The following is a 22,773-nucleotide window of genomic DNA, read 5'->3' on the forward strand; positions in this document are numbered from 1 at the left end:
GAAAAGAGAGCCGACCAGCGAGCCGGCCAGCTGGGCGTGCAGACACTCCTGGCGTACACCATCGACCGGCCTTGGGGATGGAATGAAGCGTTCAATGACGGTGGTGTATACGGACATCTGGACGGGGGAGGGCGCAGCGTGTTCACAAATACGTCTTTCACTGGCGTGTACGGAAGAGAGGTCGGACAGGTGACCTCAACGCCAGGGTCGAGCTTCATATTCTCCAGCGGCGCAAAATCACCGACGATCGGGACGAACTGCTCGCCTTCTACGACTTCCCGGCCGAGCACTGGATCCACCTGCGGACCACGAACCCCATCGAGTCGACCTTCTCCACCGTCAAACTCCGCACCAAGGTCACACGAGGCGCGGGGCCCGGCTGCGGCCCTGGCGATGGTGTTCAAGCTCGTCGAGTCCGCCCAGGCCCGATGGCGCGCGATCACCGGCGCCCACCTGGTGCCGCTGGTCCGTGTCGGCGCGCACTTCGAAAACGGCGTCTTGGTCGAGCGGTCCGAGATGGCAGCATGAACGACATGTTCGAGGCCCTTGAAGCACTGACCGACCGCGATCCGGACTGCCGGGACGTCGCCGCCGACGCCCTCGGGGACCTCCTGCGCGGCACCGCACTCGACGCCGACTCCGCTCACCTGGCCGTCGGACGCTTGGTCAGTCTGGCCATAAGCGAACCGGTGACCAAGGTGCGCGAATCCGCCCTGAACTCGATCAGCGAGGGATTCAACCACCACCGCCTGCCCCTGACCCTCGTCGAACCGCTGGCGGCAGCCATGCCGACGATGGATCGCCAACTTCTCGTCCACACCCTCTACATCCTCGGAGCCACCCACGACCCACAGGGCCGACCGCTGATCGAACCCTTCCTCCATCACCCCGACCCAGAGGTGCGCGCGGAGGCTCGGCTCGCAGCAGCCGAGATCACCGTCGTCGAGTCGGAGGGCCTCACCCACAACTCTTGACTATTGCTCGGCGGTGGCTGTGGATGATGGTGCGGTGACGAGCATCAGGGACGAGCATGTGAAGGTCCACTTCCGCTTGGAGGTAGACGAGGACGGGTGGCCGCCGGCGAGCGTGGAACGTCTGTGGGCGGTGGACCTTGGCGACGGAACCGTGCGGTTGGACAACACTCCCTGGTTCGTACGCGGAGTCGCCAGCGACGACGTCATCCGGGTGGAGGTCGACGATGAAGGCGTCCACTGGGCTGGTGAGACAGTGCGGGCTTCGGAGAACTGCACCATTCGGCTGATCATCCTGAAGGACGGCGGCTCAGGCGCCGATCGGCAGACCGTGCTGGAGACCTTTCACCGGCTCGGCACGACCGGCGAGGGGATCGAGCAGTTCCGGATGGTGGCGCTCGATGTGCCACCAGATGCGGACCTGCCTCGGATTCGGAAGCTTTTGGGGCATGGGGAGGCCAAGGGGTGGTGGCACTGGGAGGAAGGGTGTGTCACCGCCGCATGGCGGGCCACGGCAGCGGCGTGACTGCCATGGCCGCTCACACCTCTCCTCAGGGGGAGACACGGAAGGGAGACAGTATGTCCGTCTTTTGCTGCGTCAGTTGTCAGCAGCCCTTGACGGGGGAGGTGGCTCCGGGGGAACCGCTGAGGGGGGCGGAGCGGCCGGTGGGCCATGAGGTCGTCTCGCCCCGGATGGCCCCGGGGACCTTCAGGGTCAATTTCGACGCCAGTCTGCTGATCTTTCACCCGGATGACGTTCCGGGGACTGCGCTACACCCCGATTCCCGGCGTCTCGCCGGTTGCTGCGGACTCGCCGGCCAGGACGGCCCCAACCTCGTATGCGGCAGTTGCGGTGTCGAGGTCGCGACCAAGGAGTCTGACTGCTGGACCGACAACCTCGTGGCATTGATCGCCTCCGCCGTTACGGAGAGTGTCTCCTCGCGCCCCAGCCGTCAGTGACGGGAACGGAGCACGCGGTCGCGGTACTGCTGGAAGCCGTGCCATCCGGACGTTTCCAGGGGAGTGATCAGGTCTCCTTCGGCGTAGTCCAGGACCTTGCAGCCCAGGGCTCCAGCGAGGCGGAAGACAGGGGTGAGGACGTCGTCGCCGGATCCGCGGATGTGGAGCATGATCGAGTCGACCGGGTCTTCTGCACCGATGTTGAGTTCCGTGGACCAGGTGGGTCCAAGGAGTTCGCCCCAGGTGGGATGGGCGAGGTCGATGTCGGGGATGGCCTGCGTGGAGGCTGCGAGGACGTCGTGCCGGTTACCGATCGGGGCAGGGGCGTAGTCGTCGGGGATCTGCTGCACCGAGGTGACGTCGTCAGGCAGGCGGAGGAGGAGCACGTCCCAGCTCATGGTGACATTTCGGAATAACTTGTAGGGGTGTTCACGAGCGACTCTGGCCAGGGGCTCACGAAGCGCTTGGAGATCGCTTCCCGCGGGGCGGGTGATCGTTTCCCAGGCGGAGATGGATCAGTCCCACCCAAAGTCCCAGCTGTGGGCTCCGGTGATCCGCTCGGCGTAGCCGGTCAGCGTATACGGTCGGTTGCCCTGCCAGATGTTGTCGGGGCAGATGGCGAAGTGCTCGGCCGCGACCAGGAGAGCGTCTTCCTCGTTCATTGGCGGCGTGGCCGGGGCCTTTGATCACGGTTGGAAGCCGGTGTGCCGACTCGTGCGCCTGCGGCGCCGGATGAGAAGTGTGGCGAGCAGCAGGAGCGCGAAGAGTACGGCGATCGCGGCGGGGCCGGCGGTGTCCAATGTGTTGGCAACGGTTCGCTGGATGGCGGCCGCCGCGTCGATGACGGGGTCGGTGGTGGTGGGATTGCGCAGGGCGCGTATCTCGTACCAGCCGTAGTAGGCGACGTAGGCGCCGACCAGGAGGAGCAGACCGCCACCGAGCCGCGGGGTGATAGCGCCGAGACGGCGCAGCCGGGTGACGGCGGCGGTGCGGGTGAGGGCGACGGTCAGGGAGGCGGCGCCGACGATCAGGCCCATCCCAGCGGCGTAGGCCGTGAACAGGGCGATGCCTTCCGTGGCGGAGCCGCTGCGGAAGGCGGAGACGACGATGGCGAGAAACGGGGCGATGGCGCAGCCGAGGGAGGCAGTGGCATACGCCATGCCGAACAGTGCCATCGAGGGCACGGAGCGCGTGACGGCGGGGGCGCGGCGGAGTTTCGGGGCCAGGGCAGGTAGTTGGCGGCCGGCGAGCAGCCATACGCCGGCCGTGGTGATGAGCAGGCCGAAGATGATGGTGAACCAGGGCAGGTGCTGCTGGACCTGGCCGGCGACGGGCTGGATGAGGAGTCCGAAGACGCCGAAGAAGGCAGCGAAGCCGACGGTCATCGCGGCGGTGGCGGCGAGCGCCCGACCGACGGCGACGGTACGGCTGGGGCTGTCGTCGCCCAAGACGAGCAGCGAGAGGTAGGCGGGCAGCAGGGCGAAACCGCACGGATTGACGGCAGCAAGTATTCCGGCGCCGAGCGCGAGGGCGAGAGGCAGATCACTCATGGCGCGTTCAGCCGGTGCGGGCGGCGACCTTGTCCGCCAGCCCCTTGCCGCCGAGAAGCACGCCCTCGTAGACGGTCTTTCCGGCCTGGTCGAGGATCACGTAGGAGCTCTGCTGGGTGATCTTGAACCGCTTCCACACCTCGCCCTTCTCGTCGGACAGATGGGGGAAGGAGGCGGTGCCAGTGTCGGAGACGAAGGCGCGCATGGCGGCGTTGTTGTCCAGGCCCGCGACGCCCACGACGTTTGCCCTGCCCTCGTAGGCGGCGGCGACCTTGGCCGTCTCGGCGGCCTGGCCCTTGCACGTCGGGCACCAGGGCGCCCAGAACCACAGCACGGTGGGCTTGCCCGCGAGAGTCTTCGCGTCGAACGGCTTGCCGCCCACCGTGGTTGCGGAGAAGTTCAGCGCCTCGGGGACCTTCACACCCTGTGACCCGCTGCCGCTGTCGTGGGAGTCGGCAGGCGACTGAGCGGGGGGAGACGCCTTCGAGGGGGAGGTGCCCCTGTCGCCGGCGGACGCGGAGCCGTCGCCCGAGCCGCATGCGGTCACAGTGAGAAGGGCGGCAGCGAGGGCGGCCGGGAGGAGAATACGGGCACGCAAGGAGGACTCCTGAAGGGTCGGGACTGGTGGCGAGCGTAGTTCGTGGCGGCTCGAGCGGGCAGTGAGCCGGAGCCTTACGGATGGGTGACGTCAGCCGGCGGCGTCCTTGAGCCGTGCGGGGTCGAGGACGGTGATGCGCCCGCGGGCCAGGCGGAGCAGGCCGTGGTCGGCGTAGTCGCGCAAGACCTTGGTGCAGGTCTCGCGGGAGGTACCGGCGAGGGCGGCGAGCTGTTCATGGGTGAGGGCGATCTGCGGGTGGCGCCCGACCGGCCGCAGGGGGCCTGCCGGAGGCTGGGCGCTGGTCAGGGTGGTCAGCGTGGTGGCGACACGTTGGGCGACGGTCTTGAACACGCTGTCGGACAGACGCTGTTCGAGGTCGGCCAAGCGGTGGCCGAGAATCGCCGTGATCCGGGCGGCGATCCGCGCGTCGGCCAGCAGCAGCCGATTCACGTCCGTACGGCTCATCACGCACACGACGGTGTCGTCGAGGGCTTCGGCGTAGTTGTCGTACATGTGCTGTCCGAGCAGGACCATCTCGCCGAAGATGGTGCCCGGGGAAATGATCGCGGTGGTCAGCGCCCGGCCGTCGGCGGAGACCCTGAAGACGCGGACCCTGCCCTTCTTGAGGATGAACAGCACCTCCGAGGGCTGGGTGGGCAAGTAGAGGATCTCTCCCGCGTGGTAGGTCTTCATCGGCGCCGCGGCGGCGATGGCCTCCATCTCCTGCTCGGACAGGTCGCAGAAGATGTCGACCTCGGCCAGGCACCAGGTCCGCTCCGCTTCCTCGTCTCGGGCTGCGGCGTCGGTCATGGTGTGCGTCTCCTCGCGTCGTCCAGGGGCCCAGGGTGGTGGTGCGGCACCCCACGCCGGGCTGGCCAGTGCCTCTGCGCTGCTGGCCAGACAGTAGGGCACCGCGCCGTCCACCGGGCCTATGCGGCGCAGCGCCGCGCCCGGAGGAGGAACCGCGGGGCCGGGGCTTGACGCGGGAACCTCGCTGCTCATCGGGCCGGGCCGGTGCGCTTGCCCATCGCCTGGGCGATGCACGCGAACGTGGCGCCGGCGAGCAGGCCGAACACGAGGTGGGCGCCGAGGCTGGAGGAGGTGACGTCGTTCCACTCGAAGACCGGCATGCCCATGTTGGCAGGCATGATCCACAGCGCGCCGATGGCCCACCACACCACGCCATAGGCCAGGCCGAGGACGATGGCGGGTGCCAGGCGCTGCGCGAGGTGGCCGAGCACGATGCCAAAGGTGGCACCGGCGAACAGCGCGAAGGACAGGTGGATCAGCCAGCCGACGAAGGCGTTGGTCGAGCCCAGCAACCCGGCCACCATCGTGATCATCGCGGTGTCCATGACGGGCCGGGAGACCGACATCCAGATGCCCATGCCAACGCCGCCGACGAGGCCGGCCGCAGCGCCCCAGACGGCGTGCACCGGGATCGCAGCGGTCTTGGAGGAGATGCGTGATGCCGTGGTCATGGTGATCGTCCCATTCCTCGGTGGTTCTCCTGCTTCCGTCGCTGACGCTAGATCGGCTGGTGGAGGCAGGTATGTGACCGCCCTTACCTACGCGCCGGTAGTCCCGTGCGGCGTCCGGTTGCCGCTGACCGCCCCGGGTGGGCCCATGGAACTGACGCCGGGGAACGGGGCAGCGGATGGGTATCGACGTGACCGTGGAGCGGGTGGTCCCGCTGCCGTGTGAGCAGGTGGCGGCGTACGCGATGGACTGGCGCCACGACGCCGAGTGGACCCAGGGCATCCGGACGGCGGAGCTGACCCGCGAGGCCGATGCGGGCGGTTTCGGGGTCGGGGCGGAGGTGACGCGGACGGCGTACTTCCTGGGCAAGCGGATCGACTACGTCCTGCGGGTCGCCGCGTACGAGCCGCCGAGGCTGTTGGACATGGTCTCGGTCACCGGACCGATGCCGATGCACGTCACCTACACCTTCGAGCACCTCCCGGACGGCGGCACGCGCGCCCGGATACGCGTGCGCGGTGACGCTTCGGGCCTCTACCGGCTGGCGGGACCGATGATGGGGCGCAGGGTGCGCTCGTCGCTGGTCAAGGATCTTCGGGACCTTGAGCGGCAGGTGAGCCGCCGCCGCAGGGGAGGGTGAGGACGGTCATGGCGTTCGACGAAGGACTGGCGGAACGCATCCGGGCCCGGCTGGGCGCGGATCCGGGCATCACGCAGAAGCGGATGTTCGGCGGACTGGCGTTCCTACACGAGGGCAACATGGCCGTGGGCGTGATCGGGGACGAGCTGATGGTCCGGGTCGGCCCCGGCGCCACCGAGGCGGCCCTGGCGCGGCCCGGGACGCGGCCCTTCGACTTCACCGGGCGCCCGATGCGCGGCTGGGTCGTCGTGGCCTCCTCCGCCGTGTCCGAGGACGAGGCCCTGGCCGACTGGGTCGGCCAGGGGCACGCCTTCGCGGCGAGCCTGCCGCCCAAATAGCCCTGTCGGCGGCAGGTGCCTCCGCTCCCGGCCCCCTAGTCCGGCGTGCGTTCGGCGATGAGTAGCGCGTAGCCGAGGACGCCGTCGGTGACCGCGGCCCGGGCGGCTGCCAGGACGGCGGGGGCGGCGTCGAGGTCGACGCCTGCGGCGGTGAGGCGGGCCTGGGCGGTCATGCGCAGCAGGTTCAGCCTCGCCTCGATCTGGTCGATCATCCGCAGCATCGCCTGATTGTGGCGCTCGGTGCGGAGTGTGCGCAGGCCCGCGCCAGCCAGGATCTCGGTGTAGTCCTGGAGCGGCCGGGCGTCGGCGATGCAGGCGATCCGGGCGCCGAGTCCGGTGAGCTCGGCCGACAGCCGGGTGGGATCGATGGCGACGTCGGTGATGCCGAGGCGGCCGCCGGGCCCCAGGACGCGGGCGAACTCGGCCGCGGCCCGCGCCTTGTCCGGGAAGGTGCACAGGGCGCACTCGCACACCACGGCGTCGAAGACACCCTCCGGGTACGGGAGGTGTTCGGCGTCCCCGGTGGTGAACCGCACGCGGTCTGCGAGGCCAGCGGCCTGGGCGGCACCCTGGGCCAGGGCGGTGTTCGCGGGCGCATAGTCCACCCCGTCGACTTCAGTGCCGTACGCGTCGGCCAGGAGCAGGGCGGTGGTGCCGCGCCCCGAGGCGACGTCGAGGACCCGCGCGCCCGGGGTCAGGCGGAGGCCGTCGGCGAGGCGGCGGGTCAGGGCGGTGCCGCCAGGGTGGTAGGACTCGCCGAGGAGCAGGGCGACGAAGTCGGAGGAGTACGCGGCGGCGCAACACGCCTTCAGCTCCTCGCCGCTGGGCTGGTTCATGACGAGAGCTTCCCTTCCTCGTCTGAGCTGCTGGCGGTCTTCGAGCCGTACGGGGTCGCCGTCAGACGGCCGGCGAGCGGCAGCGCGTTGGGCGCGACCGGGGCGACGGGGACACCGGACATCTGCGCGCGGACCTGTTCGCGGTAGCCGACGGAGTTGTAGGCACAGAAGGGGATGAGGCGTCCGTCGGGGGTGATCTCCTCGACGCAGCACTTCATCAGCTGCTTGACGTTGAGGGTGTAGGGGTCCTGGAAGTCCTGCACGACGATCATGAACGCTTTGTCGTTCAGGTTCTTTACCGCTTCCGGGAGGTCGATGCCGCAGGCGTCCGCGCAGTCCAGTACCTCGGCTGTGGCCCGCAGCTTTTCCTCGGTCGTGGCGCTGCCCATGAACGCGGAGGCCGACCACAGTTTCTCCAGGGCCTCGCGGATCCCGGCGTCGGGCATGACCCGGTTGGTGACGTAGTCGAGATAGTCCTCGACGTTGAGCAGCCGCGGGATGGGGACGACGGTGCGGTTGCCCGGTTCGCCGTCGACGAGGAGGTAGGTGATGGACCGGCAGGTGGGGAAGCAGCACGGTACGGGGAAGAAGTCGCCCTTGGTGAACCATTCCGGGCGTTGTTCGTTGATGAGGCGGATGACGTCGGGGTTGGTGAGCCGGTTCAGCGGGTCGAACTCCACGTGCCGGCCCGAGTGGGTGACCGGCTGGAACGCCACCGAGCGGACCGCAGGGTGGTCGATGCCGTACTCGGTGATCGCCCCGAGCTCGTGCTCGTTCAGCCCGCGCTCGACGGCCGCAACGAGGGTGACGGTCAGCCCTGCCTCGGCGCAGTTCTCCAGGGCCCGCTGTTTGAACGTACGCAGGTCCCGGCCCCGGATCTCCAGGTGCGTGCGCTCGTCGAAGCCGTCGAACTGCAAGTAGATGTTCACCGACCGGCCCGGCACCTGGTTGCGTTTGCCGAGTTCGGCGACGAAGTTCTTGTCGGTGGCGAGGCGGATGCCGTTGGTGTTGAGGTTGACGTTCCTGATCGGGCGGGTCTGGGCGAGGTCGATGAAGTCCAGGATGTGCTTGTGGATGGTCGGCTCGCCGCCGGAGAACATCACCACCTCCGCCTCCCCCTCGGACCCCACGAAGGCGTCGAGCATCCGCTCGCACTGCTCGTGGGTGATGGAGTAGCCGTCGCTCTGGTGGCCGGAGTCGGCGAAGCAGATCGGGCAGTCCAGGTTGCAGCCCGTGTTGACCTCGATGATGCCCAGACAGGCGTGCTGCTTGTGCTCCGGGCACAGCCCGCAGTCACTGGGGCAGCCGTCCTTCACCTCGGTCTGGAAGACGAGCGGAATCGTGCCGGGCTTGTTGAAACGGGCCGAGGACAGGTACTCCTCGGCATCCCCGTAGGCCAGCGCCTCGAACTCGCCGTGCTCACTGCAGCGTTTGCGCAGATAGACCTTGTCGTTGCGGATGCTGACCTGCGCGTCGATGGGTGTCTTGCACAGGGGGCAGATGGACTTGGTGAACTCCACGAACACCTCGTCGCGGTCGGTCTTGCGCCGTGGCGCGGGTGCCTGGGTCACGCGGAACTCCTCCATGAATGGGCCTGCCTTCACTTACCGGGCGTCGTCACGATCGGGTGTCTCGCCCGCCTGCGGCGCGGGTGGGGCCGGGACGGTCGGGCAGCAGTCACCCGGTCCGGCGCCCCGGCGGCGACGGACCCGGCACCACAGTGCGTAGCCGTGCCGGCCAGGAGGATGACCGCGCCGCCGGTGATCAGCCACCCGTTGGCCAGAATCCCGCCGACCGCGCCGAGTGCTCCGTCGGCCAGGAGCAGGGGGCCCGCGCAGCACACCACCATCAGCAGTGCGGCGCCCACGGCCGCCACGCCACCGAGACGCGCATGTTCACGAAATGCCGGCACGGTGCCTCCCCTCCAATCCGTCTGCCGGCGAGGGGGCGGGCGTGGTGCGGGTGGAGCGGAACAGCAGGGCGGCATAGAAGAGGGTCAGGGCGTCCTGGAGTAGGACGAACCAACTCAGCCGCTGCGTGAGGTAGATCCCGAAGCAGCCGCAGTTAGCCACGGTCAGGCCCCGCGCGTACGCCTGCACGGCCAGCACCGTCCACACCATGGAGACGGTCGTGTACACCCACACCGGTGCCAGGGTCTTGGAGCGGGGGCGGGCCAGGAACCAGATCCCGCACACCAGCTCGCCCGCGATCAGCGCCACGGCCAGTACGGTTGCGGCGCTGCCGGTCACCAGCCCGTACGCGGACAGAATCCGCGGCATGTGCCCGAAGGAGGCGAGCTGGGCGACGCCCATCGCCGTGTACACCGTTCCGAGCACGATCCTCAGCACCATGATCCGACCGTAGGCTCCCGGCCGCGGCGAGAACTGTAAGCGCGCTCACCGAACCACCACGCCCGTTCCCGGCACGATCGAAGGGATGATCGGCGGTGTTCGCCGCCGCGCGAGCCCGCATCCTGGGGGATCGGGAGGTGCCAGGTGAACGGTCAGCAGTCCCCCGAAGCGATGCAGCACCTGCTCCCCGCAGAAGAACCCGCCGTCGGCACCCTCCTGGCCGATGTGCTGGAAGAAGAGGGCATCACCGTACGCACCCGAGCCCGGGCCACCGGCGTGCGTCACGCGGACGACGCCTTCCGGCTCACCCTGGAGGGCGGGCAGGAGATCGCAGGGCAGCACCTGCTTGTGGCCACCGGACGCCGGCCGCACCTGGCCGGGCTCGGCCTGGAGAGCATCGGGCTAGACCCCCAGGCCCGCGTGCTGGCCGTGGACGGGCAGACGCGGGCCGCACCAGGGGTCTGGGGTGTTGGTGACGTCACCGGACGGGGCCTGTTCACGCATGCCGCGATGTACCAGGCCGAGAACGCCGTACCGACATCCTCGGCCGACCCGGACCGGACGCGGACTACCGGGCGATGCCCCGGGTTACCTTCACCGATCCGGAAGTCGGCTCCGTCGGGCTGGCCGAACACGCCGCCCGCGAGCAGGGCCTGCGAGTACGCACCGGCACCGCGCGAGTGCCCTCGTCCGCACGGGGCTGGATCCACAAGGCCGACAACGACGGCCTGATCAGGCTTGTCGAGGACGCCGACCGCGGCGTCCTGATCGGGGCGACCTCCGCTGGCCCGGCAGGCGGTGAGGTCCTCTACGGACTGGCCGTGGCCACCCGGACGGAGATCCCGGTCGACCGGCTGTGCGGCACATGATGTTCGCCTACCCCACCTTCCATCGCGCCGTGGAAGACGCCCTCGCCGACCTCGTCCATGGCGACTGACCGCCCAGGGGCACGAACGCACCACAGCGGGGCGGCCGACCCCGCCAGTCAGCGGCGAGGAGGCGGCAGCCAGCAGAACACCGCCCGCGTGAGCGCCCTGGTCAGCCAGTCGCCCACTCGATCACGCACCCGCATCGGACCCCGGGCACCGCGGAAGGTTGCCCGCTCTTCAGGCGCCGGCGTGCCGCCCAGCGTCGGCCTCAAAACTCATGCTGCGTCCCGGCCCGCCGGGCCAGCCCGCTCGACCGCGCCACCATGTCTCATCGCCGCCTTCCTTCACGGTGCGAACAGACACGCCGCCCGCACGCCACCGCCTCCGTCGGCCCGCCGTGCGGTACCGGCGAGCCGCCGCTCACCGCCGACCCGAGCGCCGCTCCGCCTCCTGCCGGACCGCGGCCAGGGAGGCGGCGACGGTCGCTTCCCACCGGGTGGCGACCAGGCCGCCCCACCACTGCCCGGCCCGCCACAGATCCGTGGCGAGCTCGCCCTCGTAGACCAGCCGCGTACCGGACTCGTGCTCGTTGAGGGTGAACGATTCGGTGACCGCCGGGACGGGCCCGCGCACCAAGCGGAAGTCGACCCTTCCTGGGCGGGTGAACCGCACCGTCTCCACCGTCGTCGCCGCCAGCCGCCCGCCCGCGACCGGGGTGTGATGGGCAGCGAGCACCATGTCGCTGCCCTGTTCCAGCACCATGACCTTCTCGCGCATCGCTCGGGTGGCCCGCCCCAGATACGGCTGGGCGATGACGTCGAACACCACCTCACGCGGCGCCGGGATGTCAACGGTCTGCGGCCCGAGCGGCCGCGTGCGCCGCCCGACACCCACATCCAGCGGCAGTGCCCCCGTCACCAGCCCCACATACCCGCCCGCCGCGCCCACACCCGCTACGGCCACCGCCCCCAGAACACCGATCCACGCCATTGCCCGACCTCTCCACGCGTCCGTCCCCGTCTCACGTACGACGCTAGGCCGGGCATGTACCGCCGATCAGTGAGCGCGCTCACCTTCCTCCCGGCGCGTCGGCCCCTACCCTGATCGCCACCCCCGAGCGGTGGAGGACGCAGAAGCATGGAGCCCGTATCCGCGATGGCCGACAGCCGCGCCGCGACGAACGCGCTGCTGGCCGAGCTGCGAGAAGACGGCCTCGCCCCGGAAGCCGTCGTACGCTTCCTTGGACAGGCCGCACACCGGTCGCTGCGCCAGGCCACCCGCCGCCCTGCACGGCGTCCTATACCGGCTGGCGCGGGGCAGGCGGCCCGGGCGGCGCTGGGTGGCCGCCGGCTGGGTCTTCGGCGCCTCGCACCTGGGGCTGCTGGAGCACCGCACCCGCCTGACCGCCGCAGACGTCCTGACGCTGCTGCGCGCCAACCTCCCCGCCCTGCCCGGCGGAACCGGCCGCGCCTCCGGCGTCCTGGCGGTCGGCCTTGATCTCGCCGACGGGCGCCTTGCCCGTCATCAGGGCACGACCTCCCCCTTCGGCGACTACGCCGACACCTTCGCCGACGCCGCCTTCTGGACGTGGCTCACCCTGCGCCACGAACCCAACACCGCCGTACGGACACGGCCATCACCGCCTGGGCACTGCCCGTCATCACCGTCACCGGCCTCGCCCTGCGCCGCGGCGTCATGCCCGAGCGGCCCCGACCCGTCCTGCTGCGCCCGGCCGCCGCCCTTCAGGCCGTCGTCGCCCTCCGGCACCTGACCCGCCGCTGACCCGACTCGGTCACTGCTCGCCATCTGCCGACGCCTCCGGCGTGCCCTCCACCCGTACGCCCTGCCAGAACGCCACATGATCCTTGATCTTCCGGGCCAGGGGGCTGGGCTTGGGGTAGTACCAGGCGGCATCCGGATTCGTCAGCCCGTCGACCTCGAGGCTGTAGTAGCGGGCCACTCCCTTCCAGAAGCACAGTGACCTGGTCCTGCTCGGCGAGAGGTACTGCCGGTGCAGCGACTCGGGCGGGAAGTAGTGGTTGCCCTCGACGATCACCGTGCGCGGAGCCTCCGCAATCACCGTTCCGTTCCACACCGCGCGCAGCATGGCCTTGCTCCTCTACCTGAACGGGGACCGGTATGTCCCGGAGCCCTCACGCTAGGCGGGCCTGGCCGGCCGGTTCAGTGAGCACGCTCACCAACCGCGCTGCCCGCCCCGGTGAGGATGCGGCACACCTCGGCGTCGGTGCAGTCGGCCGGATCGGTCGCGGCGGCCCGCTCCGCAAGCCCTCGCAGCACCGCCCTGGTAGCGCGCAGCTCGGCCAGGCGCCGGTCGATGTCCTGAAGATGCGCCTGGACGAGCGCCGTGACGTGGGCGCAGGGAGAGGCGCCGGCATCACGCAGAGCGAGCACGGAGCGGATCTCGGCCAGGCTCAGCCCCGCGCCCTGGGCGTCACGGATGAACGACAGCCGCTGCACCGCCTGTGGCGGATAGTCGCGATAGCCGCCCGTGGTACGGGGCGGGCAGCAGCCCGGCCTGCTCGTAGAACCGGAGGGTCTTCGCCGTCACCCCGCTGACGGCGGCGAGGTCACCGATGCGCATACCTCCAGGCTAGCCCTTGACCTTCCACTGCACTGGAAGGTCTACCGTCCACACACCAGGAAGAACCACGTCAGGAAGGGGTCTACCGTGAACCACTCCGAGACTGAGACGGCGCGCGTCACGGTGCTGACCGTGCCCGACTGCCCGAACGCCCCGCTCATCCGCGAGCGCATCACAGAAGCTCTCCAGGGCCGGGCCGTGCCGCTGGAATGGATCGAGGTCCACGACACGGGCGAGGCCGTCCGGCGGGGGATGTCAGGCTCGCCCACCCTCCTGCTGGACGGAGTTGACCCGTTCGTCCCTGACGGCGCTGCAGCGAGCCTGTCGTGCCGGCTCTATCAGCACGCCGACGGCACCACGGACGGCGCCCCGTCCGTCACCGACCTGCGCCGTGCGCTAACAGCGAGCGGCCCGTCCTAAACCTAGCGAAGGGGTGGGGCCGCGGCCTTGCTTGTCCAGCCTGCCTGGGGTGTTCGCCGCTGGCGACGTCGTCGACCACACCTACCGCCAGGCCATCACCGCCGCCGGCACCGGCGCGGCCGCGGCCCTGGACGCCGAGCGCTACCTCGCCTCCCGTAACACCACCCAAGTCGAGCGGGAGCCGGCCGCGGTCCCGGCCTGACTGACCGAACCGCGACGCGGGCCCGCCGGGAAACATCCTGGCGGGTCCGCGCCGTCGTGCGGCTCGGAGGAGCACTGCCACCCCGCCCGGCGCTTCCTGGTCATGCGGGTACTCCGAAGAGGTCGGCCAGCTGGCTTTGTTCACGAGAACGGACAGCAGATGTTCACCACTTCGGGAGGCACCGCGGTCAGCGGCTGTTCGATTCCGTCTGGGACATACGCGCGAAGCCAGTCCAGCGGAGTATTCGGTTGTGCGTGAGGGGTTGAACCTGCGACGGCCACCGGCGTCAATGTGGTTTCGGGAGAGAGCTCAGGTTCGCCGCCGAGGTCGGCGAGCTGATGAGAATCCTTGAAAACGGCTCTGGCCGCAGTTCCGTGACGAGCCACTGCAGTGCCTGCCCCTGGCAGCATCGGCTGTCAGTGGGAACGAGCACAATGCCGCCATGAGCTACAACCTGGCTGTTTGGGACGGTCCGACTCCCGCTGACGATGCAGCAGCGCTAGAGATTTTCGAGGACCTGTACGACAAATTCATGGGAGCCAAAGGCCAGCCGCCGACCCCACGTATCAGGCAGTACGTCGAAGGGCTGGTGGCCCGGTGGCCTGACCTGAGTGCCGATGATGAGGACGAGGACACGAGTCCGTGGTCGGACGGCCCCTTGATCAACAACGCGAGCGGTCCGCTGTTCTACTTCGGCATGGTCTTCAGTAAATACCAGGAGGCCGCCTCGTTCGCCGCCGACCTGGCGCGGACCTCCGGCCTGGTGTGCTTCGATCCGCAAGATCGGCGTCTGATCACCTGACTGGTATCTCCTTTGTCGATCATGGCTGGGTGAGGATGCGGGTGCGGAGGAGAGGGAAGGAGGCCCGGCCGTACATCGCTCTCTTAAGGGTTTTCACCCTGTTGACGTGCCCCTCGACGACGCCGGAACTCCAGGTGAGGGTCAGCCCGGCGGTGACGGCGTCGAGGTCGCGTCGGAGGAAGCCGGCGAAGCCGCTCATCGGTTTCGGAGCGTCGGTCTCGGCCTGGCGGATCCAGTCCATGAGCAGGTGCCCACGCTGGTGACGTACCAGTTCGGCGAAGGCTCGGGCGAGGTCGCATGTGCGGGCGATGTCCGGGCAGGCGAGGCGGGCTTCGAGGAGTCGCTTGTCCTGGCTGTCGGTGAGAGTCCCGCGGGGTCTCATGATCCATGAGGTGATCTTGCGCGGGCTCGGGATGTCGGCTCGGACCGGCTCGGCGGTGCCTGACCGCAGTGCGGCAAGATGCTTGCGGACGACTTGGCGGCTGCCTCGGTAGCCGCGTTCACGGAGTTCCAGGAACAGTCTGCTGCCGCTGGCCTGGCCTTCGGTCTCGGTGAACCGGGTGTTGAGGTAGGGCTTGAACGGTTCCAGCACTCCGGCCGGACGTCGCTCGCGGGCCGCGGTCAGGAGCTGGTCGAGGTCGGTGTCGCGGAAGCGGCGCACGGTCTTGCGGTCCAGATTCAGCCGACGGCCGATTGCGCTGATGGTCCATCCGGCTTCGACGAGCCGATGCACATCGGCATGGCGGTGCCGGGTCCGCTCGATGATCTGCGTGCGGGGAAGGGCTGGCGGCGGCAGCTCCGAGAGCACGGGTTCCGGCGCCGTGGGTGTTTCGTCCTCAGCGTGTTTGCGCAGGCAGTCGCGGTGCTGGTGGCAGGACTTTTCGACGGCTGCGGACAGGTTCTGCAGCAGGGTACTGGTGGGCCGTCGGCGAGGTGCCTGCTGAACAGGCCCTTCTCCCACGGCCCCCAGCCCGAACGACGCGTGCGACTTTCGCCGCACGTCGCTCTCCAGTGACTACTCCGTGAGTGCTGGCACAGGTCTTGCGCCGTGGATGTCCGCATGACAACTTCGGCAGACCACGAGGGTTTTGCGATGTCGTGCGGCCATGAGATCTGCCCACGGCGGCCGGTTCCCGGATCGTCCGAGGTCGGCGAGCTTGGCGACGTGGTGGACTTCCACCTCGTCAGCGCGTCCGCATGCCTCGCACCGTCCGGCAAGGAGCCGGGTGACCAGCTCCTTGCGTTTGGTGTTGACCGGGGCCAGCCGACGGTCGGTGATGACCGTCTTCTTGTTCTGTCGCAGCGGGATCCCGCCGAACCGTCCGACCAGTGGCTTCCTGCCGGTGCGTTCGACGCGGGCCTCGAAGCACTTGCGCGGCCCGTACGGTGTGTCGATGGTGCCCGCGTACTTACGGGCCATCGTCGAAACTGACGAGCGGTGCTTGTTGGCGAGCGTCATGAGCATCGAGGTCTCCATGACCCATTGCAGCCGGGCGAGTCGAAAGACGTCGCCGGCCATCAGGTAGTACTGGACGATGCCGCGGTACTCGGACCCGTAGGTGCTGATGATGACGTGGTCGTCCTGGTTCAGCAGTTCGGGCCGACGCGCGGGTTTCCCGCGCTCCTTGTACTGGGCCTGCTTGGCGGATACCACCGAACGAGGGACACGCAGACCGATAGTCCCATTGACAGAACGCCGTCTGCCGGAGACCTTGCGGTCGTTGTGAAGCACGGTGATGTCGTAGCCGAGAAACCTCGCCGCCCCGGTCCGGGCGTGCGTGATGAGTGTCTTCTCCGGCGACAGTTCCAGCTTGAGATCGTCCCGCAGGAACCGCGCCAAGCGCTCTTTGATTTCTTCGGCTTCCGCCTTTGGTCCGGCAAACCCGAGGAGGGTGTCATCGGCATAGCGCACATACCTCAGCCGCCGGTAGCCGGGATCCTGAGTATCCATGCTGGGCATGCTGTGGAGTTGCTTGCGCAGTTCCCGCACTTTGGTGTGGTTGCCGCGCTTGCGGGCGCTTGCCATTGCTGCCCACACCCGGTGAAAGGCGCGGTTCGGCTTCCTGACTTTCCCCCGGGTGTACTCCGGGATAAGAACCTTCTCGATGTACTCGTCCATCTTGTGCAGGTAGATGTTGGACAAGATCGGTGAAACAACCCCGCCTTGCGGACTGCCACTGTGCGTGGCGTTCCAGACCCAGTCCTCCATGTATCCGGCCCTGAGCATGTTCCGCATCAGCCGTAGGAACCGGTTGTCGCGGATCTTCTCACTCAGGATCCGCAGCATGACCTCATGGTCAAGCTGGTCGAAACACTGAGCGATGTCGCCCTCGATGAACCAGACCGTCCCGGTCCAGGTGTTGGCCACATCACGTAACGCGGTGTGGCAGCCCCGACGGGGACGGAAACCGTGGGAGGAGTCGGAGAACGTCGGCTCGTAATATGCCTCAAGAAGCAGGCGGATCACCTCGCCGACGAGCTTGTCGCTCCAGGGCGGCAGGCCCAGCGGTCGCAACTTCGTGCTGCCCCGCCCCTTCGGGATGTAGACCCTGCGAGCCGGGCTCCACCGGTAGCGCTCGTGGCGCAGCGCGTCGATGACGTGCTCGATCTTGCCCAGCGACATGCCGTCCACGGTCTCCCCATTGACCCCGGGCGTCATCGCTCCCTTGTTGGAGTACAGACGTCCGTAAGCCAGCAGATACAACTGCGGATTGAAGAGCTGTCGATACAGTTCACTGCACGGCAGGCCGCGCCTGCCGCGTTCACGGAGGACACCCAGCACCGTTTCGGCGCTCTGCATTACGCATACCTCCCGACTCTGTGGTGTCCGATCACCTGGCCCCCTTCGCCCGATGCAGACGGCTTTCCCGTCTTCCTTGGCCGGTCGTGACTCCGGCGACTACTACGGGGCCTCCGTCGCCTTAGGAAGATCTCCTCCCGTAGGCGATCCCATGTTCGTCCTTGTCGTACGTCCTAGCGTGATTTAGGTGCCCCATTCATCTCCTTGAATGCCCTCGCTGGGCATCGCTCCGCACTCCGGAGGTTGCGTCGGCCACTGGCATCAAGCCGTCGCAGGGTGCGGCGTCGGTGTCAGGCATCTTTCCGACGGACTTGACCTTCAGTCTTCTGGAGATTGGGGTTCAGGCAATCCAGCTTTCACCGTGTCACGCGGGTCCCTCGACGCCCCGTCTCCAATGCCTGAGCCCGGCCGTCGATTTTCTGGCATGCTGCGGTCCCATCACCGTTTCCGGATTAGGTAAGCCATCAGACCCAAGAACCTCCCTCCAAATTCTTCCCGACTGAATCGGGGATACGACAAGGCGCCTCATGGCGCACTGCCAGCGATCAGCGACCTCCACTGCATGCGGGGCTGCCTCGCGGATCGCGCGGGTGTAAGCGGTGGCCCGGTCCCTGCAGATGATCTCGACCCCAGGGTGTGCCCGCAGCCAGTCGGCAAACGTCTCCACGGTGCGGTCGGGAAGTACGTCCACGACCCGGCCTGCTTCGACGTCGACCAGCACGGTGCCGTAGGTGCACCCCTTGCGGAAGGCGAACTCGTCCACGCCGAGCACCCGCGGCGCGCGCTTGGGGACCGGCGGTGCCTCGAGCAGGCCGAGTAGCTTGCTGCGGCCCGCCGACAGGTGCAGCCGACGGCACAGCCGTTCGCCGGCCCGGCCGCCCAGCTCGACGGCGACCGCCCGCAGCCACTGCTCCGTACCCAGGCTGGAACGACGGTACCGCTCACTCAGCCCGTCGACCTGTTCCACGAAGGTCTTGCGCCGGCAGGACGCTCGGTCGCAGAAGAAACGCCTCACCCTCAGCCTGATCTGCAACTTTCTACCGGTCAACGGACGTTCTGCCAGGCCACGTTCGTAGGTGGAGTGCACCCTCCGAGCTCGCGCTCGGCAGCCCGGGCATCGAGGAGGCCGGCCGCAGGCCACCGCCGACACCACCAGCACCTCCGCGGTGAACGCCACCTCGTCCAGCCGCACATCCATCCCCGGGAACAGCAACTCATCCAGCGAGCAGACCCCCATACGGCAGAGATCTCCTGCCGAATCGTTCACGCAGTCCAGCGCTGACCTGCGGATTCACGGAACTCCGGTCAGAGCCGTTTTCAAAGAGCGTCATCAGAGCCAGGCCCACTGCGCCGTGTGGACCTTTGGGCCGCTGGAAAGTGGCTGACCCGCGACGACAACAGGGCTTACGTCCCGCAGTTCCGTCGCGCTGCAGACACACACCCCACCGCAAGGCCCTCGGTGACTTCAAAACAAACCGACATCGCAAACTCGGACAGAAGGTGACTCCCAACGTCACCTCGAAACGACTCCCGCATTGAGGTACAGAGCCAGCCAACAGGCGGTCGAAGGTGCCGTCGGCGGCCCAGCGGGCGAAGCTTCGGCCCAGGTCGGGGGTCCGGGTCGGGCCGGCTCAGCCGAACCAGACCACCAGGCGGACGTTCTCGTCGCCGTACTCGGCCGCCAGCGCGCGCATCGACGCCCATACCGGGGCCCAATCGCCGTCCGGCGGAACGATCATCCCGGCCGTGTAGACCACCGGACGGTACACGGCGCCGTTCAGATGGACCTCGCCGCCCGGCGGCCATTCGTTTGGGAACAGATCCTCGCCGAAGACCTCCTCAGCCGCGTCGAGCACCTCGGGCGGCGCCCACAGCACGTCGTGCAGGACGAGCTCGCCGTCCGGCCCCGGCCGCCACTCGCCCACACGGTTCCCGGCGGGGCGGTCGCAGAGCGGCGCGTCCCAGTCAACCGCCGCGATCTCGGCCCACGTCGCGTACGAGTGGCTGTGGTTCAGTTCGTCGACCTCCTTCGGTACCTCCTCGCAGGCGTCCTCCGGCCACCCCCGTCGGTCGAAGAGCGGCCGGTCCACTCCGAGGCTCCCGCCGTAGCCGAACATGGCTTCGCGCTCGTCCCGCTGCTTCCAGAGGTCGAAGTCGAGCAGATCGACCTCCATCTCCCACGCCCCGCCCGCCGTACGTGCCTCGATCAACCCGTCGATGTGCGTCCCCATACGCCGATGCTATGGGCGAGACACCCCAGGGCTGTCCATGATCGCTCGGCGGCGCCAAGCAGGCTTCGCCCGTCGGCGCTGAGCCGAGCGGAGGTCCAAGTCGGCTTCGGGGCGATGTCTCGATGCGCAAGCAGTTCGATTCCGGTAGTTCGCTCGGGTGCCTCCCGAAGTGGTGAACATCTGCTGTCCGTTCTCGTGAATAGAGCCAGTCAGCATTCCGGCGGCGGACTCGGGCGCCCGCACCTCCAGCTGGAGAGCGGTCGGGGTCAGGTGCAGATGGGGTGGCCAGCACAGCACTAAGGAGCAGTTCGGGTGTCGCAGCAGGGACCGCAGGGCCTGGTCGAGCGGATGGAACACCACCAGGTCGCGATCTACCTGGCCGCACTCGCAGCCGGGGGGCTGCTCGGCTGGTCGGCCCCCAGCCTCGGGCCGGGGCTGGAGCACGCGATCAACCCAGTGCTCGGGGCGCTGCTGTTTGTCGCCTTCCTCCAGGTCCCGGCCGCCGAACTGGCCCGCTCCCTGCGCGACGGACGGTTCCTGGCCGCCGCAGCGGCGGTGAACTTCGTGGTGGTGCCGCTGGTCGTCGCCGCGATGTTCACGTTCCCGCCCGCCGACCAGGCGGTCCGGCTCGGGGTCCTCCTGGTGCTGCTGTGCCCCTGCATCGACTACGTCATCGTCTTCTCCGGGCTTGCCATCGTCTTCTCCAGGCTCGCCGGAGGCTCCAGCCGACGCCTCCTAGTCTTCTGAGTCAGGAATTCTATTCAGATATGAGGCGAGGCGTTCGAGGATCTCGTCGGCGGTCTTGGTCCAGACGTAGGGCTTCGGATCGGTGGCTGCGATCCAGTTGCGGATGTCCTTCTCCAGGGCTTGGACGGATCTGTGGACGCCTCGTCGTATCTGCTTGTTGGTGAGTTCGGCGAACCAACGCTCGACGAGGTTCAGCCAGGACGAGCCGGTCGGTGTGAAGTGCAGGTGGAAGCGTGGGTGCGCCAGTAGCCACTTCTTGATGGCGGGGGTCTTGTGGGTGGCGTAGTTGTCGCAGATCAGGTGGACATCAAGGCTGGCGGGCACTTCTTTGTCGAGCTTGATCAGGAACTTCTTGAACTCCTCGGCACGATGTCGGCGGTGCAGGGAGCCGATCACTTTGCCGGTGGCGACATCGAGTGCGGCGAAGAGCGTGGTGGTGCCGGCGCGGACGTAGTCGTGAGTGGCCCGCTCGGGAACTCCAGGCATCATCGGCAGCACCGGCTGGGACCTGTCCAGGACCTGGATCTGCGACTGCTCATCCACGCAGAACGCCAACGCCCGCTCCGGCAGGTCGAGATATAACCCAACGACGTCGTGGACCTTGTCGACGAAGTACGGATCGGTTGACAGTTTGAAGGTTTCCGACCGGTGCGGCTGCAGGCCGAACGCCCGCCAGATTCGTGACACTGACGACTGCGACAGGCCCATCTCTTTCGCCATGGACCGTGTCGACCAGTGTGTTGCGTTCTTCGGGGTGGACTCCAGTGTCTTCGTGACCACCGCGGCGACCTGCTCGTCCGTCACCGTCCTGGGGCCGCCCGGACGCGGCATATCGCCAAGACCGGCGATGCGGTACTGCACGAACCGAGCACGCCAGCGGCCCACCGCGTGAGGTGTGGAACCGAGTTGGGCAGCCACGTCCTTGTTCGAGGCGCCGTCGGCGCAGGCCAGGATGATCCGGCACCGCAAGGCCCACGCCTGCGGCGTGGAACGACGCCGCACCCATTCCTCAAGCGCAGCGTGTTCCTCGTCCGACAGTCTCAACTCGGCCTTCGGCCGCCCCGTCCGTGCCATGAAGCAAGCTTATACATCTGAACAGAATTCCTGACTCAGAAGACTAGTCCTCTACAACCGGCGAAGATGAAGGTCGAGCGTTACCGCTTCCGCGGAGCAAAGATCAGCACGCCGTACAACATCGACGAGGTGAACCCGGACGGAGCACGCTTCCGCCGGACCAGCCAGGACGATGTGGCCTTCGTCGGCCAGGTCAGCGAATACCTCGCCTGATTCATCGGATCACGTGGAGAGCCGGATGCTCGGCCAACGGGCACGTCCGGTTCGGCGGGCGGGGATGGGAAAACCGACACCGGAAACGGTGCACGGCGTCCCGTCCCCGACCCAACACCTGAACCTGGACAAGAAGGGCGCCAAACTGCTGTTCCAGATCTTCACAGAGCGCGAGGAATGCAAGGCCACCGCGGTCGCGACGAACTCCCCGTTCGCGAAAGCGCACTTGTTCCGGCGAACCCGTGCAAGGTGCCGCCGAAACTTCACAGGTTCGGCGGCGCCCCGGTGCCGTCGGTGCTGTGGTTGAAGGCTCCATCGGAGAGGACGGGTACGACCGCACTGGCGTCGAGCTCGGTGGCGATGGCCACGTCGTCGGCGAACCCGCTCCGGGCCAGTTCATTGCCCGAGGAACAGGCGGCCACGGCGCTGACGACATCGGCGGTCTGCACGAAGCAAGCCCGTACGGCAGCTGCCTCGGGAGACAGCGGGCCAACGCCTCGCGACTCCAGCTCGGCGATGATCGCCCCGGCACCCAGCAAGTCCTCCAGCGCGGGTCGCAGGCTTCCGTCCGGCCACCGCTCACCAGCAGCGATCACCACGACGGGACGTCCTGCAGTCCCGTAGTCGTGCCGGGCCAGCCATCGTCCGACAGCGGTGGCGTTACGCAGACAGCCCGCCACCACTGTCGAATCGCCTGCTGCCGCGGCGATGGCGGATCCGTTGGGAGAGGGCAGCACGAGTCGGGGGGTGAACGGGGCTTGCCGGAGTGCTGCCGGAGACAGCGACCACGGTGAGGTCGAGGTGGCGGCTCGCCGCCCCACGGCCAGCGCCGCCATCTTGTTCTGGGCAAACGCGGTCGCCGTCTCGTCGCGCCAGGCATAGGGAAAGACCTGGGTCCCTGCTTCGACGGCGACGGTCACCGACGTCGTGAACGACAGCACGTCGACCACCACCAGGCAGGCGGCGTCTTGCGCTATCTGCTGGGCACCGGTGGGGCCCCACTCGAATCGGACGCCGTGTTCTTGCTGCAGGAACCAGTCGCTCATGGTGGTCGAGTCTGGCACCGGTTGATCAATGGAGAGAGCCATCT

General features: G+C 68.2%; 28 protein-coding genes and 5 pseudogenes. 13 read left to right on the top strand and 20 right to left on the bottom strand.

Annotated elements, in window-relative coordinates; all coding sequences use genetic code 11:
* Positions 1-233: 233 nt before the first annotated feature.
* The 3 genes and pseudogenes from ACZ4Z5_RS28180 to ACZ4Z5_RS28190 form a co-directional block, all read left to right on the top strand.
* A pseudogene (locus ACZ4Z5_RS28180) lies at positions 234-528 on the top strand (transposase); the annotation flags it as partial.
* A complete protein-coding gene (locus ACZ4Z5_RS28185; RefSeq protein ID WP_468267593.1) occupies positions 525-974 on the top strand; it encodes a HEAT repeat domain-containing protein in 450 nt (149 codons plus the stop codon). The pseudogene ACZ4Z5_RS28180 and the gene ACZ4Z5_RS28185, both read left to right, overlap by 4 nt.
* Positions 975-1,008: 34 nt before the next feature.
* Entirely contained in the window at positions 1,009-1,497 is a 489-nt protein-coding gene (locus tag ACZ4Z5_RS28190) for a DUF4265 domain-containing protein (protein ID WP_468267595.1), read from the top strand.
* A gap of 427 nt (positions 1,498-1,924) precedes the next feature.
* Here ACZ4Z5_RS28190 and ACZ4Z5_RS28195 read toward each other — a convergent pair whose 3' ends face one another.
* The 6 genes from ACZ4Z5_RS28195 to ACZ4Z5_RS28220 all read right to left on the bottom strand — a co-directional run bounded on the left by ACZ4Z5_RS28195 (position 1,925) and on the right by ACZ4Z5_RS28220 (position 5,560).
* The gene (locus ACZ4Z5_RS28195; RefSeq protein WP_468267597.1) at positions 1,925-2,329 is read right to left on the bottom strand and encodes a hypothetical protein; all 405 of its coding nucleotides are present in this window, start codon (positions 2,327-2,329) and stop codon (positions 1,925-1,927) included.
* 117 nt (positions 2,330-2,446) lie between these two features.
* Positions 2,447-2,593, bottom strand: coding sequence for a DUF4253 domain-containing protein (locus tag ACZ4Z5_RS28200; RefSeq protein ID WP_468267599.1), 147 nt, complete (start codon positions 2,591-2,593; stop codon positions 2,447-2,449).
* Positions 2,594-2,617: 24 nt separating this feature from the next.
* Positions 2,618-3,481, bottom strand: a complete 864-nt coding sequence (locus ACZ4Z5_RS28205; RefSeq protein ID WP_468267601.1) for a cytochrome c biogenesis CcdA family protein — start codon at positions 3,479-3,481, stop codon at positions 2,618-2,620.
* Positions 3,482-3,488: 7 nt separating this feature from the next.
* Positions 3,489-4,079 (bottom strand): redoxin domain-containing protein, encoded by a 591-nt coding sequence (locus tag ACZ4Z5_RS28210; RefSeq protein ID WP_468267604.1) that lies wholly within the window; start codon positions 4,077-4,079, stop codon positions 3,489-3,491.
* Between the two features lie 90 nt (positions 4,080-4,169).
* Positions 4,170-4,889, bottom strand: coding sequence for a Crp/Fnr family transcriptional regulator (locus ACZ4Z5_RS28215; protein WP_468267607.1), 720 nt, complete (start codon positions 4,887-4,889; stop codon positions 4,170-4,172).
* Between the two features lie 188 nt (positions 4,890-5,077).
* A complete protein-coding gene (locus tag ACZ4Z5_RS28220; RefSeq protein ID WP_468267610.1) occupies positions 5,078-5,560 on the bottom strand; it encodes a hypothetical protein in 483 nt (160 codons plus the stop codon).
* A gap of 176 nt (positions 5,561-5,736) precedes the next feature.
* Between ACZ4Z5_RS28220 and ACZ4Z5_RS28225 the strand changes: the two genes are divergently transcribed.
* A complete protein-coding gene (locus ACZ4Z5_RS28225; protein WP_468267613.1) occupies positions 5,737-6,198 on the top strand; it encodes an SRPBCC family protein in 462 nt (153 codons plus the stop codon).
* Positions 6,199-6,206: 8 nt separating this feature from the next.
* Positions 6,207-6,536 (top strand): TfoX/Sxy family protein, encoded by a 330-nt coding sequence (locus ACZ4Z5_RS28230; RefSeq protein ID WP_468267616.1) that lies wholly within the window; start codon positions 6,207-6,209, stop codon positions 6,534-6,536.
* A gap of 35 nt (positions 6,537-6,571) precedes the next feature.
* On the opposite strand, the gene ACZ4Z5_RS28235 is transcribed toward ACZ4Z5_RS28230, so the two are convergent.
* The 4 genes from ACZ4Z5_RS28235 to ACZ4Z5_RS28250 are packed head-to-tail and all read right to left on the bottom strand — an operon-like array spanning position 6,572 to position 9,723.
* The gene (locus ACZ4Z5_RS28235) at positions 6,572-7,372 is read right to left on the bottom strand and encodes a class I SAM-dependent methyltransferase (protein ID WP_468267619.1); all 801 of its coding nucleotides are present in this window, start codon (positions 7,370-7,372) and stop codon (positions 6,572-6,574) included.
* Complete coding sequence (locus tag ACZ4Z5_RS28240; RefSeq protein WP_468267622.1) at positions 7,369-8,943, bottom strand: radical SAM protein; 1,575 nt, start codon at positions 8,941-8,943, stop codon at positions 7,369-7,371. The genes ACZ4Z5_RS28235 and ACZ4Z5_RS28240 overlap by 4 nt, the downstream gene beginning before the upstream one ends.
* Positions 8,944-8,972: 29 nt before the next feature.
* The gene (locus ACZ4Z5_RS28245; RefSeq protein ID WP_468267625.1) at positions 8,973-9,284 is read right to left on the bottom strand and encodes a hypothetical protein; all 312 of its coding nucleotides are present in this window, start codon (positions 9,282-9,284) and stop codon (positions 8,973-8,975) included.
* The gene (locus tag ACZ4Z5_RS28250; RefSeq protein ID WP_468267628.1) at positions 9,268-9,723 is read right to left on the bottom strand and encodes a MauE/DoxX family redox-associated membrane protein; all 456 of its coding nucleotides are present in this window, start codon (positions 9,721-9,723) and stop codon (positions 9,268-9,270) included. The genes ACZ4Z5_RS28245 and ACZ4Z5_RS28250 overlap by 17 nt, the downstream gene beginning before the upstream one ends.
* 171 nt (positions 9,724-9,894) lie before the next feature.
* Here ACZ4Z5_RS28250 and ACZ4Z5_RS28255 point away from each other — a divergent pair.
* Positions 9,895-10,185, top strand: a pseudogene (locus ACZ4Z5_RS28255) (FAD-dependent oxidoreductase); the annotation flags it as partial.
* 116 nt (positions 10,186-10,301) lie between these two features.
* Entirely contained in the window at positions 10,302-10,592 is a 291-nt protein-coding gene (locus tag ACZ4Z5_RS28260; RefSeq protein ID WP_468267631.1) for a hypothetical protein, read from the top strand.
* Positions 10,593-11,012: 420 nt separating this feature from the next.
* On the opposite strand, the gene ACZ4Z5_RS28265 is transcribed toward ACZ4Z5_RS28260, so the two are convergent.
* A complete protein-coding gene (locus tag ACZ4Z5_RS28265) occupies positions 11,013-11,582 on the bottom strand; it encodes an SRPBCC family protein (RefSeq protein WP_468267634.1) in 570 nt (189 codons plus the stop codon).
* Between the two features lie 250 nt (positions 11,583-11,832).
* Here ACZ4Z5_RS28265 and ACZ4Z5_RS28270 point away from each other — a divergent pair, with 250 nt between their 5' ends.
* Positions 11,833-12,363: a CDP-alcohol phosphatidyltransferase family protein gene (locus tag ACZ4Z5_RS28270; protein WP_468267637.1), complete on the top strand. Its 531-nt coding sequence runs from the start codon at positions 11,833-11,835 to the stop codon at positions 12,361-12,363.
* Between the two features lie 21 nt (positions 12,364-12,384).
* On the opposite strand, the gene ACZ4Z5_RS28275 is transcribed toward ACZ4Z5_RS28270, so the two are convergent.
* From ACZ4Z5_RS28275 to ACZ4Z5_RS28285, 3 genes and pseudogenes are all read right to left on the bottom strand, one after another.
* Positions 12,385-12,699: a DUF427 domain-containing protein gene (locus ACZ4Z5_RS28275; protein WP_468267640.1), complete on the bottom strand. Its 315-nt coding sequence runs from the start codon at positions 12,697-12,699 to the stop codon at positions 12,385-12,387.
* Between the two features lie 74 nt (positions 12,700-12,773).
* Complete coding sequence (locus ACZ4Z5_RS28280; RefSeq protein ID WP_468267748.1) at positions 12,774-13,070, bottom strand: MerR family DNA-binding protein; 297 nt, start codon at positions 13,068-13,070, stop codon at positions 12,774-12,776.
* Positions 13,056-13,194 (bottom strand): annotated as a pseudogene (locus ACZ4Z5_RS28285) (MerR family transcriptional regulator); the annotation flags it as partial. The pseudogene ACZ4Z5_RS28285 and the gene ACZ4Z5_RS28280, both read right to left, overlap by 15 nt.
* 87 nt (positions 13,195-13,281) lie before the next feature.
* Here ACZ4Z5_RS28285 and ACZ4Z5_RS28290 point away from each other — a divergent pair.
* The 3 genes and pseudogenes from ACZ4Z5_RS28290 (at position 13,282) to ACZ4Z5_RS28300 (ending at position 14,618) form a co-directional block, all read left to right on the top strand.
* A complete protein-coding gene (locus tag ACZ4Z5_RS28290; protein WP_468267643.1) occupies positions 13,282-13,614 on the top strand; it encodes a thioredoxin domain-containing protein in 333 nt (110 codons plus the stop codon).
* A gap of 34 nt (positions 13,615-13,648) precedes the next feature.
* Positions 13,649-13,816, top strand: a pseudogene (locus tag ACZ4Z5_RS28295) (thioredoxin-disulfide reductase); the annotation flags it as partial.
* Between the two features lie 442 nt (positions 13,817-14,258).
* On the top strand, positions 14,259-14,618 hold the full coding sequence (locus ACZ4Z5_RS28300; protein ID WP_468267646.1) for a hypothetical protein: 360 nt from the start codon (positions 14,259-14,261) through the stop codon (positions 14,616-14,618).
* A 19-nt stretch (positions 14,619-14,637) separates the two neighbouring features.
* Here the strand turns inward: ACZ4Z5_RS28300 and ACZ4Z5_RS28305 are convergent, their stop codons facing one another.
* The 4 genes from ACZ4Z5_RS28305 to ACZ4Z5_RS28320 all read right to left on the bottom strand — a co-directional run bounded on the left by ACZ4Z5_RS28305 (position 14,638) and on the right by ACZ4Z5_RS28320 (position 19,649).
* Positions 14,638-15,426, bottom strand: coding sequence for a transposase (locus ACZ4Z5_RS28305; RefSeq protein ID WP_468267649.1), 789 nt, complete (start codon positions 15,424-15,426; stop codon positions 14,638-14,640).
* A 207-nt stretch (positions 15,427-15,633) separates the two neighbouring features.
* The gene (locus ACZ4Z5_RS28310; RefSeq protein ID WP_468267652.1) at positions 15,634-17,418 is read right to left on the bottom strand and encodes a reverse transcriptase/maturase family protein; all 1,785 of its coding nucleotides are present in this window, start codon (positions 17,416-17,418) and stop codon (positions 15,634-15,636) included.
* Positions 17,419-17,782: 364 nt separating this feature from the next.
* Positions 17,783-18,685, bottom strand: coding sequence for an ISL3 family transposase (locus tag ACZ4Z5_RS28315; RefSeq protein ID WP_468267655.1), 903 nt, complete (start codon positions 18,683-18,685; stop codon positions 17,783-17,785).
* Between the two features lie 364 nt (positions 18,686-19,049).
* Positions 19,050-19,649, bottom strand: coding sequence for a hypothetical protein (locus ACZ4Z5_RS28320; protein WP_468267658.1), 600 nt, complete (start codon positions 19,647-19,649; stop codon positions 19,050-19,052).
* Between the two features lie 348 nt (positions 19,650-19,997).
* Between ACZ4Z5_RS28320 and ACZ4Z5_RS28325 the strand changes: the two are divergent.
* Positions 19,998-20,387: pseudogene (locus ACZ4Z5_RS28325) on the top strand (arsenic resistance protein); the annotation flags it as partial.
* Here ACZ4Z5_RS28325 and ACZ4Z5_RS28330 read toward each other — a convergent pair.
* The gene (locus ACZ4Z5_RS28330; RefSeq protein WP_468267661.1) at positions 20,385-21,470 is read right to left on the bottom strand and encodes an IS630 family transposase; all 1,086 of its coding nucleotides are present in this window, start codon (positions 21,468-21,470) and stop codon (positions 20,385-20,387) included. The pseudogene ACZ4Z5_RS28325 and the gene ACZ4Z5_RS28330 overlap by 3 nt on opposite strands.
* A 66-nt stretch (positions 21,471-21,536) precedes the next feature.
* On the opposite strand from ACZ4Z5_RS28330, the gene ACZ4Z5_RS28335 reads away from it, so the two are divergent.
* The gene (locus ACZ4Z5_RS28335; RefSeq protein ID WP_468267664.1) at positions 21,537-21,683 is read left to right on the top strand and encodes a hypothetical protein; all 147 of its coding nucleotides are present in this window, start codon (positions 21,537-21,539) and stop codon (positions 21,681-21,683) included.
* Between the two features lie 263 nt (positions 21,684-21,946).
* On the opposite strand, the gene ACZ4Z5_RS28340 is transcribed toward ACZ4Z5_RS28335, so the two are convergent.
* Complete coding sequence (locus ACZ4Z5_RS28340) at positions 21,947-22,771, bottom strand: 2-phosphosulfolactate phosphatase (protein WP_468267667.1); 825 nt, start codon at positions 22,769-22,771, stop codon at positions 21,947-21,949.
* Between the last annotated feature and the right edge of the window lie 2 nt (positions 22,772-22,773).

This window comes from Streptomyces sp. NPDC030222 (assembly GCF_055573115.1).